This is a genomic window from Paenibacillus sp. FSL R7-0313, from assembly GCF_037969885.1.
Classification (GTDB): domain Bacteria; phylum Bacillota; class Bacilli; order Paenibacillales; family Paenibacillaceae; genus Paenibacillus.
The window spans coordinates 957,973-976,536 of the sequence record NZ_CP150219.1 but is presented as its reverse complement, the minus strand read 5'-3'; the positions used below and the strand labels follow the sequence as shown (position 1 = coordinate 976,536).

Annotated in this window: 15 protein-coding genes and 1 tRNA gene; 14 read left to right on the top strand and 2 right to left on the bottom strand. The window is 46.2% G+C overall.

The window, feature by feature from the left end; translation table 11 throughout:
* Positions 1 to 12: 12 nt before the first annotated feature.
* The 6 genes from rapZ to NSQ38_RS04260 all read left to right on the top strand — a co-directional run bounded on the left by rapZ (position 13) and on the right by NSQ38_RS04260 (position 5,777).
* Positions 13 to 912 carry an RNase adapter RapZ gene (gene rapZ / locus NSQ38_RS04285; protein WP_047841457.1) on the top strand — a complete coding sequence of 300 codons (900 nt, stop codon included), beginning with the start codon at positions 13 to 15 and terminating at the stop codon, positions 910 to 912.
* 13 nt (positions 913 to 925) lie between these two features.
* Complete coding sequence (locus NSQ38_RS04280; RefSeq protein ID WP_017691250.1) at positions 926 to 1,912, top strand: YvcK family protein; 987 nt, start codon at positions 926 to 928, stop codon at positions 1,910 to 1,912.
* A 6-nt stretch (positions 1,913 to 1,918) separates the two neighbouring features.
* Entirely contained in the window at positions 1,919 to 2,857 is a 939-nt protein-coding gene (gene whiA / locus NSQ38_RS04275; protein ID WP_091038642.1) for a DNA-binding protein WhiA, read from the top strand.
* A 255-nt stretch (positions 2,858 to 3,112) separates the two neighbouring features.
* A complete protein-coding gene (locus NSQ38_RS04270; RefSeq protein WP_017691248.1) occupies positions 3,113 to 3,382 on the top strand; it encodes an HPr family phosphocarrier protein in 270 nt (89 codons plus the stop codon).
* Between the two features lie 156 nt (positions 3,383 to 3,538).
* Positions 3,539 to 4,291 (top strand): SIMPL domain-containing protein, encoded by a 753-nt coding sequence (locus NSQ38_RS04265; protein WP_074092967.1) that lies wholly within the window; start codon positions 3,539 to 3,541, stop codon positions 4,289 to 4,291.
* Positions 4,292 to 4,679: 388 nt separating this feature from the next.
* The gene (locus NSQ38_RS04260; protein WP_339787373.1) at positions 4,680 to 5,777 is read left to right on the top strand and encodes a DUF4163 domain-containing protein; all 1,098 of its coding nucleotides are present in this window, start codon (positions 4,680 to 4,682) and stop codon (positions 5,775 to 5,777) included.
* A 166-nt stretch (positions 5,778 to 5,943) separates the two neighbouring features.
* On the opposite strand, the gene clpP is transcribed toward NSQ38_RS04260, so the two are convergent.
* Both clpP and NSQ38_RS04250 read right to left on the bottom strand, forming a co-directional pair.
* The gene (clpP, locus tag NSQ38_RS04255; RefSeq protein ID WP_017691245.1) at positions 5,944 to 6,540 is read right to left on the bottom strand and encodes an ATP-dependent Clp endopeptidase proteolytic subunit ClpP; all 597 of its coding nucleotides are present in this window, start codon (positions 6,538 to 6,540) and stop codon (positions 5,944 to 5,946) included.
* Positions 6,541 to 6,717: 177 nt separating this feature from the next.
* Positions 6,718 to 6,792, bottom strand: a tRNA-Arg gene (locus tag NSQ38_RS04250).
* A 426-nt stretch (positions 6,793 to 7,218) separates the two neighbouring features.
* On the opposite strand from NSQ38_RS04250, the gene NSQ38_RS04245 reads away from it, so the two are divergent.
* The 8 genes from NSQ38_RS04245 (at position 7,219) to rnr (ending at position 18,348) form a co-directional block, all read left to right on the top strand.
* Positions 7,219 to 8,244 carry a sugar-binding domain-containing protein gene (locus NSQ38_RS04245; RefSeq protein WP_221822444.1) on the top strand — a complete coding sequence of 342 codons (1,026 nt, stop codon included), beginning with the start codon at positions 7,219 to 7,221 and terminating at the stop codon, positions 8,242 to 8,244.
* 106 nt (positions 8,245 to 8,350) lie between these two features.
* Positions 8,351 to 9,358, top strand: coding sequence for a type I glyceraldehyde-3-phosphate dehydrogenase (gap, locus tag NSQ38_RS04240; RefSeq protein WP_017691243.1), 1,008 nt, complete (start codon positions 8,351 to 8,353; stop codon positions 9,356 to 9,358).
* Between the two features lie 151 nt (positions 9,359 to 9,509).
* Positions 9,510 to 10,691 (top strand): phosphoglycerate kinase, encoded by a 1,182-nt coding sequence (locus tag NSQ38_RS04235; RefSeq protein WP_310342101.1) that lies wholly within the window; start codon positions 9,510 to 9,512, stop codon positions 10,689 to 10,691.
* Between the two features lie 36 nt (positions 10,692 to 10,727).
* A complete protein-coding gene (tpiA, locus tag NSQ38_RS04230) occupies positions 10,728 to 11,480 on the top strand; it encodes a triose-phosphate isomerase (protein WP_036616221.1) in 753 nt (250 codons plus the stop codon).
* Position 11,481: 1 nt separating this feature from the next.
* The gene (gpmI, locus tag NSQ38_RS04225) at positions 11,482 to 13,026 is read left to right on the top strand and encodes a 2,3-bisphosphoglycerate-independent phosphoglycerate mutase (RefSeq protein WP_076333468.1); all 1,545 of its coding nucleotides are present in this window, start codon (positions 11,482 to 11,484) and stop codon (positions 13,024 to 13,026) included.
* A 240-nt stretch (positions 13,027 to 13,266) separates the two neighbouring features.
* A complete protein-coding gene (gene eno / locus NSQ38_RS04220) occupies positions 13,267 to 14,553 on the top strand; it encodes a phosphopyruvate hydratase (protein ID WP_062837741.1) in 1,287 nt (428 codons plus the stop codon).
* A gap of 211 nt (positions 14,554 to 14,764) precedes the next feature.
* The gene (gene secG / locus NSQ38_RS04215) at positions 14,765 to 14,998 is read left to right on the top strand and encodes a preprotein translocase subunit SecG (RefSeq protein ID WP_062837740.1); all 234 of its coding nucleotides are present in this window, start codon (positions 14,765 to 14,767) and stop codon (positions 14,996 to 14,998) included.
* 560 nt (positions 14,999 to 15,558) lie between these two features.
* Positions 15,559 to 18,348: a ribonuclease R gene (rnr, locus tag NSQ38_RS04210; protein WP_339787370.1), complete on the top strand. Its 2,790-nt coding sequence runs from the start codon at positions 15,559 to 15,561 to the stop codon at positions 18,346 to 18,348.
* Positions 18,349 to 18,564 lie beyond the last annotated feature (216 nt).

The window sequence follows — 18,564 nt, the reverse complement described above, 5'->3', positions numbered from 1 at the left end:
GAGGGGACATTTATGCTTGAAGGTGAAGGCTCACCAGGCACAGGCGCCACGCTCATTATCATTACGGGCATGTCCGGGGCAGGTAAAACCATTGCAGTACAAAGCCTGGAAGATCTGGGTTTCTTCTGTGTGGATAATCTGCCACCGGTATTGATTCCGAAATTTGCGGAACTAATTGAACAGTCAAACGGCAAGATTGGTAAGGTTGCATTGGTTATCGATCTGCGCGGGCGTGAATTCTTTACGGCTCTGTCCGAGTCTTTGAACTATATTAAAGATCATTTTACCATTCATTGCGAAATTTTATTCCTGGATGCTACAGATTCTGTACTTGTTCAGCGTTACAAAGAAAGCAGGCGCAGACATCCACTGGCTCCTGAGGGCATGCCGCTGGACGGCATCCGACTGGAACGCAAGATGTTGGAGGAACTCAAAAACTCTGCGACTCAGGTATTGAATACTAGTACAATGAAGCCTGCTCAACTGAAAGAACGCATCATATCCCGCTTTTCTCATCTGGAAAGCCAAATGTTGTCGGTGAATATTACGTCGTTTGGATTCAAGTATGGCATTCCGATTGATGCTGATCTGGTGTTTGATGTACGTTTTTTACCGAATCCGCATTATATTGAGCATTTGCGACCAAATACGGGACAGAATAGTGATGTGTACGAATATGTTATGAAGTGGCCAGAGACACAGGCGTTTCTGACCAAGCTGCTGGATATGCTGCATTTCCTGATTCCGCAATACCGGAAGGAAGGCAAAAGCCAGGTTATTATTGGAATCGGCTGTACCGGAGGCAAGCATCGTTCGGTAGCAATATCGGAATATTTGGGCAAGATGTTGGGAAGCAGCGAGACAGAAGCTGTCACCGTGAGCCATCGCGACGCTGACCGGGACCGTCATTGAAGAGGGTGAAGGGATGAAAGAGGCCGGACCACGAAGAGAACGTCCGAGAATAGTTGTAATGGGCGGCGGAACCGGATTATCCGTGATGTTACGCGGTTTGAAAGAGAAGCCGCTGGATATCACGGCCATCGTCACGGTTGCAGATGACGGTGGAAGTTCAGGCATCCTGCGCAATGAGCTACAAATGCCGCCTCCGGGCGACATTCGCAACGTGCTTACGGCACTGGCTGATGTAGAACCATTGCTTTCAGATATGTTGAAGTACCGTTTCAATACAGGCGCGGGGCTTGCAGGCCACAGCTTGGGAAATTTGATTTTGGCTGCAATGACGGATATTTCGGGCGACTTTGTGACCGCAGTGCGGGAGCTTAGCCGCGTGTTTGCCGTTCGAGGTGAGGTATTACCAGCCGCAGGCCAGGCCGTTGTGTTGCATGCCGAGATGGAAGATGGGACAATTATTACAGGCGAGTCCAAGATCCCTGAGGCAGGTGGACGCATCAAACGTGTTTTCCTTGAACCGGATCACGTGGAGCCGTTGCCAGAGGCAGTAGAGGCCATTCGTCAAGCTGACGCCATTCTGATCGGGCCAGGCAGCCTCTATACAAGCATCCTTCCCAATCTGCTCGTACCTAAGCTTGCAGAAGCTGTGGTAGAGGCTGATGCGGTGAAGATGTTTATCTGTAATGTTATGACACAGCCAGGAGAAACAGATAACTATACGGTAAGTGACCACCTTAAGGCGGTACATGAGCACATAGGTCATCAGCTCTTCGACTATGTTATCGTAAATAATGGTGATATTCCGCTGCAAGTGCAAAATAAGTATGCGGAAAAAGGAGCAAAACCGGTTGTACTGGATATGAATGTACTCGAAAGTGCCGGTTATCAGGTGGTTGCAGATACTCTTGTTCTGTTCAAAACCTATCTGCGTCATGATGCCGACAAGTTAAGTCATCACATCTACCAACTGGTACAAAATTGGATGTTACGGAAGAGGTGAAGTCCCATGTCGTTTGCAGCACAGACCAAAAAAGAGTTAACCATGATCGAGAGCGAACCGTGCTGCGAAAAGGCGGAACTTTCAGCCCTCATCCGTATGCTTGGTGCAGTGCAGTTATCGAATAAAAAAGTGATCTTGGATATTTCGACGGAGAATGCCGCCATTGCAAGACGGGCATACTCTCTGCTTAAAAAGCATTTTCAAGTGCATACGGAACTACTGGTCCGCAAAAAAATGCGGCTGAAAAAGAACAATGTATATATTGTTCGAATTCCAACTATGGTACAAGAGATTCTCAACAGTCTTCATATTGTATCGGAAGGTTTTCTGTTTACGCCAGGAATTAATACGGAGTTATTTCAGCAGAACTGTTGTAAACGTGCCTATCTTCGCGGTGCATTTCTGGCCGGTGGATCGGTTAATAACCCGGAAGGTTCCTCGTACCATCTGGAGATTGCGTCCATGTATGAAGAGCACTGTCAGGCACTAGTTGATCTGGCCAATGAATTTCATCTGAATGCCCGGTGCATAGAACGGAAAAAAGGATTCATCCTATACATTAAGGAAGGCGAGAAAATCATTGAGCTGCTCAGCATCATTGGTGCTCATCAGGCCTTGTTCAAGTTTGAAGATGTACGAATTATGCGTGATATGCGTAACTCCGTTAACCGGATTGTCAATTGTGAGACCGCCAACCTGAATAAAACGATTGGAGCGGCGGTAAGACAAATCGATAATATTCGGTTGTTACAAAAGGAAGTTGGTCTGGAATCGTTGCCTGAGAAACTTCGCGAGGTGGCGGAGGTTCGACTCGCTCATCCAGATATCAATTTGAAAGAAGTAGGCGAGCTCCTTAAAGGTACAGTTAGCAAGTCGGGAGTGAACCATCGGCTTCGTAAAATTGATGAGCTGGCTGAGAAAGTACGCACAGAACGTTATGGTTAAGACGGAGTAGGGTAAAGTAACAAGGTCGGCTGTTTCTGCTGAACAGAAAGGCCGGGAAAGTCAACCGTTAAGGACCTAGGGAACTTACTTAGGTCATTGGATGCGCTGTGCAAAAGATGAAATTAGGGCAAGATAATGTCCTCTAAAGCACCCTGAGTTTTTTCTTCTAGTGTCCTGCACGGGTTAATGGTATAATGTTGTATAAATATAATTGTGTATTTAATGTCCAGATTTCATAATAGGGGGTAAGTTTCCATGACAAAGCACCCGGTAGTTGTCCGTTTGAAAACGGGTCTCCATGCCAGACCTGCGGCACTGTTCGTTCAAGAAGCGAATAAGTACTCGTCTGAAGTGTTCGTCGAGAAGGACGACAAAAAAGTTAATGCAAAAAGTATCATGGGGATCATGAGCCTTGCAATTAGCACAGGTACGGAAATCCAGATTAGTGCAGAAGGCGCGGATGCCGAACAGGCTGTAAACGCTTTAGTTAGTCTGGTAAGCAAGGAAGAGCTCGAAAACCAATAAGATATGATCAATCCAATGAAGAAGTCCCGAAAGGGGCTTTTTTGCTTTATTGACGTATTTGCTATCGTCAAGTGCAACATTATGGAATTTGTCCCGTCTGTTAAGGTATCAAATCGATTAAAGTTTGAGATGTTAACACATAAGGAGGCTATCGTGATGGGTAAACAATGGATGAAACCGTTTGGTGCGGTGCTGGTGGCAAGTACGTTGCTTGTTGGAGGAACAGCATGGGTTGCACCAGGTAACTATGCTTACGCTGCAGAGGTTCAGGGAGTACAACAGAATGTGATTAATGTTGTGGGTAAAGGTGAGATTCAGGTGAAGCCTGATATCGCTTATCTGTCCATTGGTGTGAACAGTACTGCAGAGACAGCTGCATCTGCTCAAAAAGCGAATGCTGCGAAAGTTCAAAAGGTATCCAACTTGCTGAAGAATACGTGGAAGATCAGTGCAGACGACATTCAAACGAGTCAGTTCTCTGTACAACCCAACTATACGTATAGCGAAAAAGACGGACAACAAATTAAAGGATACACAGCGCATCATACGCTGACTGTCACATATCGTGAGATGGATAAGATCGGCGAGTTGCTCGATGCTGCTTCAGGGGCGGGTGCCAACAACATTGAAAACGTGCGCTTTACTGTAGAAAATCCGGAAAGTTATGAATCCCAAGTGATTGAGAAAGCTGTTGCCAATGCAGATGTGAAAGCAGGCGCCATTGCAAAAGCAGTTAAACGTCAACTGGGTGCTGTTCTTTCCGTGAGCCAAGGTGATGCCAATGTGCCTGTATTCTATGCAAGTGAGGCGCTGATGTCCAAAGCACAAGACACAGCAGGTGGCACTGAGATTGAAACAGGCCAGGTTAAAGTGAGCACAATCCTGAATATCACGTATGAAATGAAATAAACAAGATTGAACTAAGGATTGTAAGCTCAAGTAACCTTTTCAAGGGTCATTTGAAGGGTACAACGAAATGATGACAAAGACTTTGTCCTGTGGACAGAGTCTTTTTTTGTTGGAAAAGCAAACTTTGATGAAGTTAGATAGGAGGGTGCCTTTTTGAAGCAACATGAAATGCTGGTTATTGGTATCTTTTTTGTATAGTTGTTCGTGACAAAAAGGTCATATCCCGTTATATTTTCCGCTTGATATTCATCAACATTGTAACTCGAGCTGTAAACCTTTCCGAAATCGGGTTAATTATAATAGAGAGGTGAGCGTATGAGATATGCGATCAGGTCAGGATTACATACGCAATGATCCCTAATTGTGAATTCAGAGAGGAGTTTTATATATGACATCATGGAAAAAATGGACAAGTGCTTTGCTCGCAGCAGGAATTATTGTAGGTAGCGGTACGGTATGGCAGGACAGTTCGGTTCAGGCAGCATCGGTATCCTCGAAAGTGACAACCCCGGCTGAGGTAACTCTGAAATCGGGTGGGAAAACACTGACTCAAAAAGGACTTCTTCAAGGTGGCTCAACTTGGGTCTCTCTTACTGCAGTTAAAGATGTGGCAGGTGGAACGCTGAAATATGATGCGAAAACCAAGTCATATACGGTAACAGCAGCCAACAATGCGATGACCGTTAGCCTGATGGATGGACAGCCAAACGTTTATATTAACGGGTATTACCCTCAGGTGGAAGCAAAATTGATTCAGGGTCGATTATATATCCCATTCTCGGCAATGAGAGATTATCTGGGTGTACAGGGGAATTGGGATGGCAAAACCAAAACGTTGACACTCAGCAAGGTGAAACAAAATAACGTTAAAATTAAAGCGGCGACAGTTAATGTTACTGTAAAAAATGCTGAAGTAGATGTTCAATATCCACAGGTGAGTGGACTTGCCAGCAAAGAAGCTGAAGCAGCGATCAACAAAGTACTGAAAGACGAAGTGGATGCTTATGTAGCTGACTTCAAGAAACAGACATCTGAATTCGGCGGTGCTACAGCCAACCGTCCATATGCATTTGAGAGCTCTTATGTAGTGACGTACAACGAAAAAGGCGTGCTGGGACTCATTACACAACGATACGAAGATTATGCTGGCGCTCATGGTATGACATACCGTACGGGCCACACCTTTGCACTGGACACAGGTAAGGAGCTTACATTAGATGATGTGCTGCAAAATAACAAAACCATGCGCGAGACGTTGGGTAAAAAAGTGGGCGAGCAACTGAAAGCCCGCGGTGGATACCTCGATGGGTATAAAGGGTTAAATAAAGATCAGGATTTCTATGTTACACCAACGGGTGTGGTCGTGTTCTTCCAGCTGTATGAGTATACAGCGTACGCAGAGGGATTCCCTGAAATGCCATTTACGTATAAAGAGATTCTTCCTAAAGGCACAGAACCATTTAGCGATGTAACGGGAACCAAATAAAGAAACATTATTATGCACTCTTAAGTTATTTTTCTTATAAAATGAAAAAAGAAGCCCTCATCATGATCATGATGAGGGCTTCTTCTCGTATAGACAACACAATGAGGTGTTGCTGATTACGTTAGGTATTGATATATTAACGCGAAGACCGTGGTCTAACTAACACTTAGATTCCTTGGGAACCTACGTTTTCAATAACTTTATCAATGATACCGTAATCGGCAGCTTCAGCAGCACTCATGAAGTAGTCACGATCTGTATCTTTCTCAATCCGCTCCAGAGGTTGACCTGAACGCTCAGAGATGATGCGGTTCAACGTATCACGCATTTTCAGGATGCGGCGAGCACGGATTTCGATGTCGGAAGCTTGACCTTGAGCACCACCAAGTGGTTGGTGAATCATGATTTCACTGTTAGGCAACGCAAAACGTTTCCCTTTTGCACCGGCATTCAACAAGAATGCACCCATGGAAGCCGCCATACCTACACAGATGGTAGATACATCCGGTTTGATGAATTGCATTGTATCGTAAATGGCCATACCGGCTGTAATCGATCCGCCTGGGCTGTTGATGTATAAGTGAATGTCTTTCTCCGGATCTTCCGCAGCCAGGAACAACATCTGTGCCATAATGGCATTAGCCACTACGTCATTAACATCGCTACCAAGGAAAATAATACGATCCTTCAGCAATCTGGAGTAGATGTCGTAGGCGCGCTCACCCCGGTTGCTCTGTTCAACGACCATTGGAATAAAACTCACGTGAAAAACCTCCTTGGAATGTAAAATGTTATTGGTGTTTATACTTAAACTGTTACCGTATTACCCACATAATAAACAATTCCAAACAAAAAGTCAAAGAAAGTCAAACTAACTTGCAAAAAAAAGAAACCTTTCCGGTTTCATTGGTTAAATGGGTTATGAGCTGTTAAATAAAAATGGCGCGCCCGCCAAGAATCGAACTTGGATCTCAGGCTTCGGAGGCCTACGTCATATCCATTGGACCACGGGCGCACATTATGTGACAGCAATAATGATTATAGCTCATGAAATATTTAATTGCAAGCAGTTCGTTGTGGTATTGGTTTGGATTAACCCAAAAATGATCATGATGAAGAAGAGTGGATAAAGAGTGCATTTAAGTAAATGCTATTAGAGGTTTTGGACATGCCGTATGAAATGTGATTCTGAGCGATATGTAGATTGAATTCATTTGTTTCTTCTATATATGGTATGCGTGAGCTAGTCCTTGATCATGAAAGTCTAGGATTGTGAAAATAGGCGCGTACAAACGCTGAATGCGTGTCGAAATAACACGTTGAAACACTTGCATGTCACGTCAGTTTTAGGTAGAATAGACGTGGGACTTAAAAAGTTAACCCGGGACGTTTTAGGGCCACGAAAGAGAGCTTAGAACGAGAACTTGCGGGAGTGGAAAGCATGCGAACGATTTTAGAAGTACAAAAGCAGCTTCTGCCTGATCTCATGGATATCTTGAAAAAGAGGTATACGATTCTGCAACAGATCATGTTATCGGATGTGATCGGACGGAGAACGTTAGCTAATTCCATGCAGATGACCGAGCGGGTTCTGAGGGCTGAGACCGATCTGTTAAAGGCTCAGGGACTTATTGAAATTGACAGTGCAGGAATGAAGATCAGCGAGGCAGGGTATGATTTGCTGCAGCAGTTAGAGCCCGTAGCCAAAGAGTTGTTCGGATTATCCGAGCTGGAAGAGCGCATCAAGCAAGCCTACGGTCTGCAAAAGGTAGTTGTGGTTCCTGGTGATTCGGACGTTTCTCCATTTGCCAAAAGGGAACTGGGCAGAGCCGGAGCGAAGGCTCTCGGCAATATCATGAGTGACAACGACGTTGTCGCCGTTACTGGCGGATCAACAACGGCCGAAGTCGCAGAGCAACTGACTCCGCCAACATCGCTCAAAGGTGTCTGGTTCGTACCGGCACGCGGTGGACTTGGAGAAAGCCTTGAAATTCAGGCAAATACGATTGCATCCACAATGGCAAAACGGGTAGGAGCGCAATACAAACTCCTGCATGTACCGGATTTGCTTAGTGATCATGCCTACGAATCATTAATCCAGGACCCCAGTGTTCAGGAGATTCTGCAGCTGATTCGGAAATCGCGGATTGTAATTCATGGAATTGGTGATGCCGTGGAGATGGCGACAAGACGTAAACTTGCGACGGAGATTATCGATGAACTTCAGGAGCAAGGAGCCGTATCTGAATCTTTCGGTTATTACTTTAATGATCAGGGTAAGGTGGTACATACCATGCTTACACTGGGTATGCGACTTCAGGATATTGAACGAACCGATGTCGTGATTGGAATTGCAGGTGGCAAAAGCAAAGCTGCTGCCATTCACTCCGTGTTGCGATTTGGTCAGGAAGATATTCTGATTATTGATGAGGCTGCTGCCGAAGTCATCGTTGCTGAAATGGAATAAGGGTTTACTTTGCATCACAACTATTGTTGTCTTGACGGACTTCACCGTCTGTCTTGAATATATAAGTTTCATAAAAAATTAATCAAAACTTGGGAGGAACTTACTCATGATTAAAGTAGGTATTAACGGTTTTGGACGTATTGGACGCTTGGCATTCCGCCGTATTCAAAATGTAGCAGGCATCGAGGTAGTAGCAATCAACGACTTGACTGATGCTAAAATGCTCGCTCATTTGCTCAAATATGATACAACTCAAGGTCGCTTCGATGGCGATGTTGAAGTACACGATGGCTTCTTCAAAGTGAACGGCAAAGAAGTTAAAGTATTGGCTAACCGTAACCCGGAAGAACTTCCTTGGGGCGACCTGGGCGTAGATATCGTTCTGGAATGTACTGGTTTCTTCACAACTAAAGAAGCAGCTGAGAAACACTTGAAAGGTGGAGCTAAGAAAGTTGTTATCTCCGCACCAGCTACTGGCGACATGAAAACCATCGTTTACAACGTAAACCATGAAATCCTCGACGGTACTGAAACTGTAATCTCCGGCGCATCTTGCACAACAAACTGCCTGGCACCTATGGCAAAAACACTGCAAGACAAATTCGGAATCGTTCAAGGTTTGATGACTACAATTCACGCTTACACTGGCGACCAAAACACGTTGGATGCTCCACACCCTAAAGGTGACTTCCGTCGTGCTCGCGCAGCAGCTGAAAACATCATCCCTAACACAACTGGTGCTGCTAAAGCAATCGGTCTGGTAATCCCAGAACTGCAAGGCATCCTTGATGGTGCAGCTCAACGTGTACCAGTAGCTACTGGTTCCCTGACTGAGCTCGTAACTGTTCTGAACAAAAAAGTAACTGCTGAAGAAGTTAACGCAGCTATGCAAGAAGCTTCCGATCCAGAAACTTTCGGATACACAGAAGACGAAATCGTATCTTCCGATATCCAAGGAATCACTTTCGGTTCCCTGTTTGATGCAACTCAAACTAAAGTTCTGACTGTTGGCGACCAACAATTGGTTAAAACTGTAGCTTGGTATGACAATGAAATGTCCTACACTGCACAATTGGTTCGCACTTTGGAGCACTTTGCAAAAATGATTAAGTAATATCTGAAATAAAATAGAGCGGAAACAGATGCTATATTGTTTCCGCTCTTTATATATCTACATTTTGCAAATTTCTCAAAAACACCAGGATTGACAAGGGATTTTAGCTCTTGATTGGTCCACCAAATACATGGGTGCGGAGGAAATACAGATGAACAAAAAAAGTGTACGCGATATCGAATTGACAGGAAAACGGGCTTTTGTCCGTGTAGATTTCAATGTGCCGCTCGAAGATGGTAAAATTACAGATGACAAACGTATTCGTGCAACGCTTCCTACAATCAACTTCTTGATTGAAAAAGGCGCTAAAGTCATTTTGGCAAGCCACATGGGTCGTCCTAACGGCGAAGTGGTTGAATCCTTGCGTTTGACTCCAGCAGCTGAGCGTTTGTCTGAATTGCTTGGTAAAACCGTTGTTAAAGCTGACGATTCTGTTGGTGACGCTGTTAAAGCTCAAATCGCTGAACTGAACAACGGCGACGTATTGTTGCTTGAAAACGTTCGTTTCCACGCTGGCGAAGAGAAAAACGATCCGGAACTGGCAAAACAATTTGCTGAACTGGCTGACGTTTTTGTTAACGATGCGTTTGGCGCGGCTCACAGAGCACACGCTTCGACTGAAGGAATCGCTCACTTGCTTCCAGCAGTGTCCGGTTTGTTGATGGAGAAAGAACTTGAAGTGTTGGGTAAAGCAATCTCCAACCCTGAGCGTCCTTTCACAGCTATCATTGGTGGATCCAAAGTTAAGGACAAAATCGATGTAATCGACAACCTGCTGAACATTGCAGACAACGTGATCATCGGTGGCGGTCTGACTTACACGTTCTTCAAAGCACAAGGACATGAGATTGGACAATCCTTGTTGGATGAATCCAAACTTGATGTTGCTCTCGGTTTTATCGAAAAAGCGAAAAAACTGGGCAAAAACTTCTACCTGCCGGTAGATATCGTAGTGTCTGACGATTTCAGTGCGAAAGCAAACACACAAATCGTTGACATCGATGGCATCCCAGCAGATTGGGAAGGTATCGACATCGGTCCTAAAACACGTGAGATCTATGCTGACGTAATCAAAAACTCCAAATTGGTTGTATGGAACGGACCAATGGGCGTATTTGAAATCGAGCCATTCTCCCACGGTACTCGTGCAGTAGCAGAAGCTTGCGCTGAGACAGAAGCTTACACTGTAATTGGTGGCGGTGACTCCGCAGCAGCAGCAGAGAAGTTCAAATTGGCTGACAAAATGAACCACATCTCTACAGGTGGCGGTGCATCCCTCGAGTTCATGGAAGGTAAAGTACTTCCAGGCGTAGTGGCATTGAACGACAAGTAAGTTTTAGTAGTCTATAGCATGAAGGAGTTGAAACCCATGAGAACACCGATTATCGCAGGTAACTGGAAAATGTTCAAAACGGTTTCCGAATCCAATGACTTCATTCAGGAAGTTAAAGGAAAAGCGGAAGTTGAAGGCGTGGAAACTGTAATCTGCGCACCGTTTACAAATCTGCCATCCCTGGTAGAAGCCGTTAAAGGCACAAACATCAAAATTGGTGCACAAAATCTTCACTTTGAAGACAACGGTGCATTCACAGGTGAAATCAGCGGCGTGATGCTGAAAGACCTGGGTGTGGATTATGTCATTATTGGTCACTCGGAGCGCCGTCAATATTTTGCGGAAACCGATGAGACTGTTAATAAAAAGTTGCATGCAGCATTCCGTCACGGATTGACTCCAATCTTCTGCTTGGGTGAGACGCTTGAAGAGCGTGAAGCGAACCAAACAAAAGACGTATGCAAAGTGCAAACAGTAGCTGCTTTTGCAGGTCTGTCTGCAGAGCAAGCGGCACAAGTTGTTATCGCTTATGAGCCAATCTGGGCGATTGGCACAGGCAAATCCTCCACTTCCCAAGATGCGAATGAAGTTATTGCTTACATCCGTACGCTGGTGAAGGATCTGTACAACGAGACGGTTGCGAATGCAGTTCGTATTCAATACGGCGGCAGTGTTAAACCGGAGAACGTAACAGAATACCTCGGACAAAGCGACATCGACGGCGCACTTGTTGGCGGTGCCAGCTTGCAGCCGGCTTCGTTCATCGCGCTTGTTGAGGGGGCGAAGTAAGATGACAGCTCCAAAACCTGTAGCACTGATCATCATGGATGGCTTTGGTCTGCGTAACACGGTGGAAGGCAATGCGGTAGCGCAAGCCAAGAAACCGAACTACGACCGTTTTATGAGCCAATTCCCACATACAACTCTGACTGCTTGCGGTGAAGCTGTAGGTTTGCCAGAAGGGCAAATGGGAAATTCCGAGGTAGGTCACCTGAACATTGGTGCCGGCCGGATCGTATACCAGGATTTGACCCGTATCTCCAAATCCATTCGTGACGGCGAGTTCTATGACAATGAAACACTTGTCAAAGCTGTTCGCGAAGCGAAACAAAGCGGCAAAAAGCTTCATCTCTACGGCTTGTTGTCCGATGGCGGCGTACATAGTCACATCGACCACCTGTTTGCTATGCTGGATCTGGCCAAAAAAGAAGGAATGAATGATGTATATATTCATGCTTTCATGGATGGCCGTGATGTTATGCCAGACAGTGGTAAAGACTTCATGCAGAAACTGATCGCTAAGATTGAAGAAGTCGGTGTAGGTAAAATCGCAACGGTTCAAGGTCGCTATTACGCGATGGACCGTGACAAACGTTGGGAACGGGTTGAGAAATCATACCGCGCCATCGTTTATGGAGATGGACCGAAATACACTGACCCACTCAAAGCGGTTGAAGAATCGTATGAGAAATCCGTATTTGATGAATTCGTTGAACCAACGGTTATCGTCAAAGCTGATGGTGAGCCGGTAGGTTTGGTAGAGAGCGGCGATTCCGTTATCTTCCTCAACTTCCGTCCTGACCGTGCGATCCAGTTGTCGCAAGTATTCACGAACCAGGATTTCCGCGGTTTCGATCGTGGTCCGAAGTTCCCTGTAGGCTTGCACTTTGTATGTTTGACTTTGTTCAGTGAGACGGTTGAAGGTTATGTGGCTTATTCGCCGAAGAACCTCGACAACACCCTGGGTGAAGTTCTGGTACAAAACAATAAAAAACAACTGCGTATTGCAGAAACTGAGAAATACCCGCACGTTACCTTCTTCTTCAGCGGCGGTCGTGATGTGGAGCTTCCGGGCGAAACTCGCGTACTGATCAACTCACCAAAAGTTGCAACGTATGATCTGCAACCGGAGATGAGCGCGTATGAAGTGGCTGACGCATGTGTTCGCGAGATCGAAGCAGACAAACATGACGCCATCATTCTGAACTTTGCTAACCCTGACATGGTTGGACACTCCGGTATGCTGGAGCCTACCATCAAAGCGGTTGAGGTAACAGATGAGTGCATGGGCCGTGTTGTGGATGCAGTACTTGCCAAAGGCGGCGTTGTACTGATCACGGCGGATCATGGTAACGCGGATATGGTGTTCGATGAGCAAGGACGTCCGTTCACAGCTCATACAACGAACCCGGTTCCATTCATCGTTACGGATGCCAATGTAACCCTGCGTGAAGGCGGAATCCTGGCGGATATCGCGCCAACGATCCTTGACCTGATGCAATTGCCTAAACCGGAAGAAATGACAGGTACATCCGTCATCGCTACCCGTAAATAAGTTACGCAACAACATATATGAAATTGGGAAGTTTGGAGTTTACCCCGAACGAAGGAAGCAGAAATTGTCCGAAGAAGCAACGCGTTCGCCTTTATCACATGATTCCAACTTATGAAAATAAGTTCAATGGAATCAGGGGATAACAGCGATCAGAGGACGATTCTGCTGACGTAGTGGAAAAGGGAAAACACAAGTGGTCCTAATTTTTAATAAATTTAAATTTAAAGGAGATTATCACAAATGACTATTATTTCTGACGTGTACGCTCGCGAAGTCCTCGACTCCCGCGGTAACCCTACAGTAGAAGTTGAAGTATACCTGGAGTCCGGCGCAATCGGACGCGCAATCGTTCCATCCGGTGCATCCACTGGTGCCCACGAAGCAGTTGAGCTTCGCGATGGCGACAAATCCCGTTACCTCGGTAAAGGTGTTCTGCAAGCTGTTAAAAACGTAAACGAAACAATCGCTCCAGAAGTTATCGGTATGGATGCATTGGATCAACTGGGTATCGACAAATTGATGATCACTTTGGATGGTACGCCAAACAAAGGTAAACTGGGTGCTAACGCAATCCTGGCTGTATCCATGGCAGTAGCTCGCGCAGCTGCTGACGCTCTGGACCTGCCATTGTACGTTTACCTGGGCGGATTCAACGCTAAAGCACTGCCAGTTCCAATGATGAACATCATCAACGGTGGTGAGCATGCTGACAACAACATCGACGTTCAAGAGTTCATGGTTCTTCCAGTTGGAGCACCAAGCTTCAAAGAAGCTCTTCGCGTAGGTGCAGAGATTTTCCACAACTTGAAATCCGTATTGAGCTCCAAAGGCTTGAACACAGCTGTAGGTGACGAAGGTGGTTTCGCACCGAACCTTGGTTCGAACGAAGAAGCAATCACTACAATCATCGAAGCAATTGAAAAAGCTGGTTACAAACCAGGCGTTGACGTATTCTTGGGTATGGACGTTGCTTCCACTGAGTTCTACAAAGATGGTAAGTACACACTTGCTGGCGAAGGTAAATCTTACACTTCCGCTGAGTATGTTGACCTTCTGGCTTCATGGGTTGAGAAATACCCAATCATCACAATCGAAGACGGTATGTCCGAAGATGACTGGGATGGTTGGAAATTGCTCACTGAGAAATTGGGAGACAAAGTACAACTCGTTGGTGATGACCTGTTCGTAACAAACACTGAGCGTCTGGGCAGAGGTATCGACGAAGGTATCGGTAACTCCATCCTGATCAAAGTTAACCAAATCGGTACATTGACTGAAACATTTGATGCTATCGAAATGGCTAAACGCGCAGGATACACAGCTGTAATCTCCCACCGTTCCGGTGAGTCCGAAGACAGCACAATCGCTGATATCGCTGTTGCAACTAACGCTGGTCAAATCAAAACGGGTGCTCCTTCCCGTACAGACCGTATCGCGAAGTACAACCAATTGCTCCGCATTGAGGATCAACTGGGTGAACTGGCTCAATACAATGGTCTTAAAGGATTCTACAACCTTAAAAAATAAGCTGGATATCCAGCTTTTACGGGCAAGCCGGGTAATCGGCTTGTCTTTTTTATTGCAACGAAGTAATGGTATAACGTAAGGATCACGCAGATGGTGAAATTTAGGGCATCGTATAAACTGTACTACTTGTAGTACAACCATAGCTATGTTACAATTAAAGTAACTGTTTTTATGGTGAGATGTATGCCCACATGGGTAGGAGGTGGAAAGAATGGATATTGCTTTGAAATTGCTGCTCGTTGTTTTCTCGATCGGTCTAATCACTGTAGTATTGCTGCAGCACGGGAAAAGCGCTGGTTTGGCGGGTGCCATCTCCGGTGGTGCGGAACATCTTTTCGGTAAAACGAAAGCGCGCGGATTGGATCTCTTCCTGCAACGTGCAACGGTGGTACTGGGTGCAGGATTTATGATTTTGTCTATTATTGTTACGGTGGTTTCCAAGTAAGATTCGGAACTACTGTTCAATGAATAGCTTAAGCTAATGGCTTAATTGATGAACCTTCGTTTCGTGAAGAAACGGGGGTTTTTTAATAAATTCTTACGCGTCCAAACTTTTCCAACAATCTAATCTATAGACTCCATGATTTTCGGTCTTCTTCTCACTTCTGTTTGGTTTCCTTCCTTAACATGCAACACACTCCTATCATGTATGGTATGTCCCTCGCTTATTCGTTACGCGAACTCACTCCCTATAATGAACGTCATGTGTACAGAAAATTTTCGGATGTAGTCCTTTTTCAGATGCGCACAGCACGTGTATCGCATAAAATGTCTGTAGAGATACGTGAAAGCATGATTTTAGAGGAGCGCCCGGCAACTGTGGTTTTTTTGCGAGGTACGGATGGGCCGGATTGAATTCGTGTATACTAGGGTATGAGATAGTATGGTTGTACTACTACACTCTTCACAGCAGTGATAATGTATTGCATGAAAATGGTAAGAATTCCGATACATAAAGAGATGAGACTTGCTTACACTTTTATGTTTCCCGAGGTGAATATATTAATGATAACAGAACAACAATTGCTCGACTTCATGCGGGAAACCGCTTATAAACCTATGACTTATCAGGAGTTGGAACAGCACTTCGCTATTGAAGATGCAGCTGATTTCAAAGCCTTTTTGATTATGCTTAATACGCTGGAGGAATCCGGTAAAGTTTTGCTGACACGTAACAATCGCTATGGCATGCCAGAGCGCATGGATTTGGTACGCGGACGTTTACAAGCTCACGCCAAAGGGTTTGCTTTCCTTATCCCTGAGGATCGGGAGCACCCGGATGTGTACATTCACGCCAATGATATGAAGAGTGCGATGAATGGTGACACGGTATTGGTTAAAGTCACGTCTCAAGGACCTTCTGGCGGCCGCCTGGAGGGTGAGATCGTTCGTATTGTTACTCGTGCTGTGACACAAGTGGTTGGTGTGTTCCAAAGCCATGAGGTGTACGGATTTGTCATTCCGGATGACAAACGGATTAATCGCGATATTTTCATCCCACGTACCAATTTTGCTGGGGCGGTTGATGGACAGAAGGTTGTAGCCAAGATTGTCAGCTATCCGGAGGGCCGTGCGGCGGCTGAGGGTGAAGTGATCGAGATTCTCGGTCATAAGGATGAGCCGGGTATTGATATTTTGTCCGTCATTCGCAAGCATCAGTTGCCTGAAGCTTTCCCCGATGAAGTGGTAGAAGAGGCGGAAAAAGCACCTGAATCCATCACGGATGAAGAGATTGTACAACAGGGTCGCCGTGATCTGCGCGGACTTAACATTGTCACGATTGATGGTGAAGATGCCAAGGATCTGGATGATGCTGTAAATGTAGAGAAACTGCCTAACGGGAACTACCGTCTAGGTGTTCATATTGCCGATGTCGGCTATTATGTGCGGGAGAATTCCAAACTCGATCAGGAAGCCTACAACCGTGGATGCAGTGTGTATCTGGTGGACCGGGTTATTCCGATGCTGCCACAGCGTCTCTCCAACGGGATCTGTAGTTTGAACCCACAGGTAGACCGCCTGACCCTGTCTTGTGAGATGGAGTTCAACGACCAGATGAAGGTTGTAAAACATGACATTTTCACAAGTGTAATCAAAACCAAAGAGCGGATGACGTATTCCAACGTCCGTAAAATCCTTGAAGGTGAAGAGCCGGAATTGCTCGAGCGTTATAAGGATCTGGTAGATGATTTCCATCTGATGAAAGAGATTGCCCTGAAGCTTCGTGCTATGCGTATGCGCCGTGGTGCGGTTGACTTTGATTTTGAAGAATCCAAAATCATTGTGGACGCAGAATGTAAACCGATAGATATCGTGAAACGGGAGCGTTCGATTGCCGAGCAAATCATTGAGGAATTCATGTTGGCAGCGAACGAAACCGTGGCAGAGCATTTCCACTGGTTGAAGGTTCCGTTCATTTATCGTGTGCACGAAGACCCGGATCAGGAAAAACTGCAAAATTTCCTCGCCTTTGCGGCGAATTTTGGACACCAGGTCAAAGGACGTGGCAATGCGATTCATCCACGGGCGCTTCAATCGTTGCTTGAGGATATCAAAGAAACGAAAGAACAAACCGTGATTAGTACGATGATGCTCCGTTCCATGAAACAGGCGAAGTATGATTCTGAAATGTCAGGTCACTTTGGCCTCGCGGCAGAATTCTATAGTCACTTTACATCTCCAATTCGTCGTTATCCCGATCTTGTCATTCACCGTGTGATTCGCGAAGTCATTGAAAATAATGGTGCTTTGCCGGAGAATCGTCAGGAGTATTTGGCAGCACGTATGGCCGATATTGCGCAGCAGTCTTCGGAACGTGAACGTGTGGCAGTAGAAGCTGAGCGGGATACGGAGAAAATGAAAAAAGCCGAGTACATGCTCGACAAAGTAGGCGAAGAGTTCGAAGGCATGATCAGCAGTGTGACCAGCTTTGGTATGTTCATTGAACTGGAGAACACGGTTGAAGGCCTGATTCGCCTGAGCGCACTCACGGACGACTATTACCATTTTGACGATCAGCATATGGCTCTGATTGGTGAACGTACCTCGAAAGTCTTCCGCATCGGTGATGAAGTGAAGATCCGTGTGGCACGTGTAAGCATGGAAGAGTATACGATTGATTTTGAAATGGTGGACATGAAACCTCGTGCTGAACGTCCTGGCGGCTTCGGTGGCGGACGTGGCGGTAAAGGTGGACGTCCTAGTAGCGGCGGCGGACGCGGCGGTGCCAAGGGTGGACCAGGTGGATTCAGCGGTTCACGTGGCGGCAAAGGCAGTTCTACAGGTGCTGGAGCCAGCCGTGGTGGCAGATCAACGGAAGAAAGTAGCAAAGGTGGACGTGGCGGTCGCAGTGGAGCAGCGAGTGCAGGCGCAGGCTCATCCGGTGGCTACACAGGTAAAGGCGGCGGCAAGCCTAAAGGTGAGCGTCGTGCTGGTGATGCTGGCGGATCAACTGGTCGGGGCAAAGGCGCGGTGAGCTTTGGTTTTGGCTCAGGTAAAGGCGGATATAGCTCTACAACGGGTGGTTCGGATACTAGTTCAACCGGTGGACAAGGAAGTGGCCTGAACAGCGGCAGCGGTCGTGGTGAAGGCAGCTTTAAGTCCGGCAAGGGCGGCAATAAAGGTGGCAAAGGCGGAAGTGGACGTAAAAACACTTCGCCGAGCGGTGTATTTATTGGAGAGAATGCAACTCCTGGTGGCGCTCAGGAAGGCGGAGCACCACGACGCAAGCGGAAGAAGAGCAAAGGTGCAGCTGGTAACGGCACGGCAGCTTTTGTACGAAAAAAGAAAAAATAAAGCTAACGTAACTTGAAGAGATGGATTACAATTCGTTCCTCCAGGTTAAGCGTTGGAGAAAATAGTCACTTCAGCCGGTGTGTTGTTTCGCACAGTCTGAAAGTGGTGTAATGAGGAGGGGCGGCAGAGGTCGCCTCTTTCTTGATTTTAACAGCCGTACTTGCTACAATTAGGGTCTGGCACGTGGTACCTTGGTGCAACATCGGGTGCGCTGCT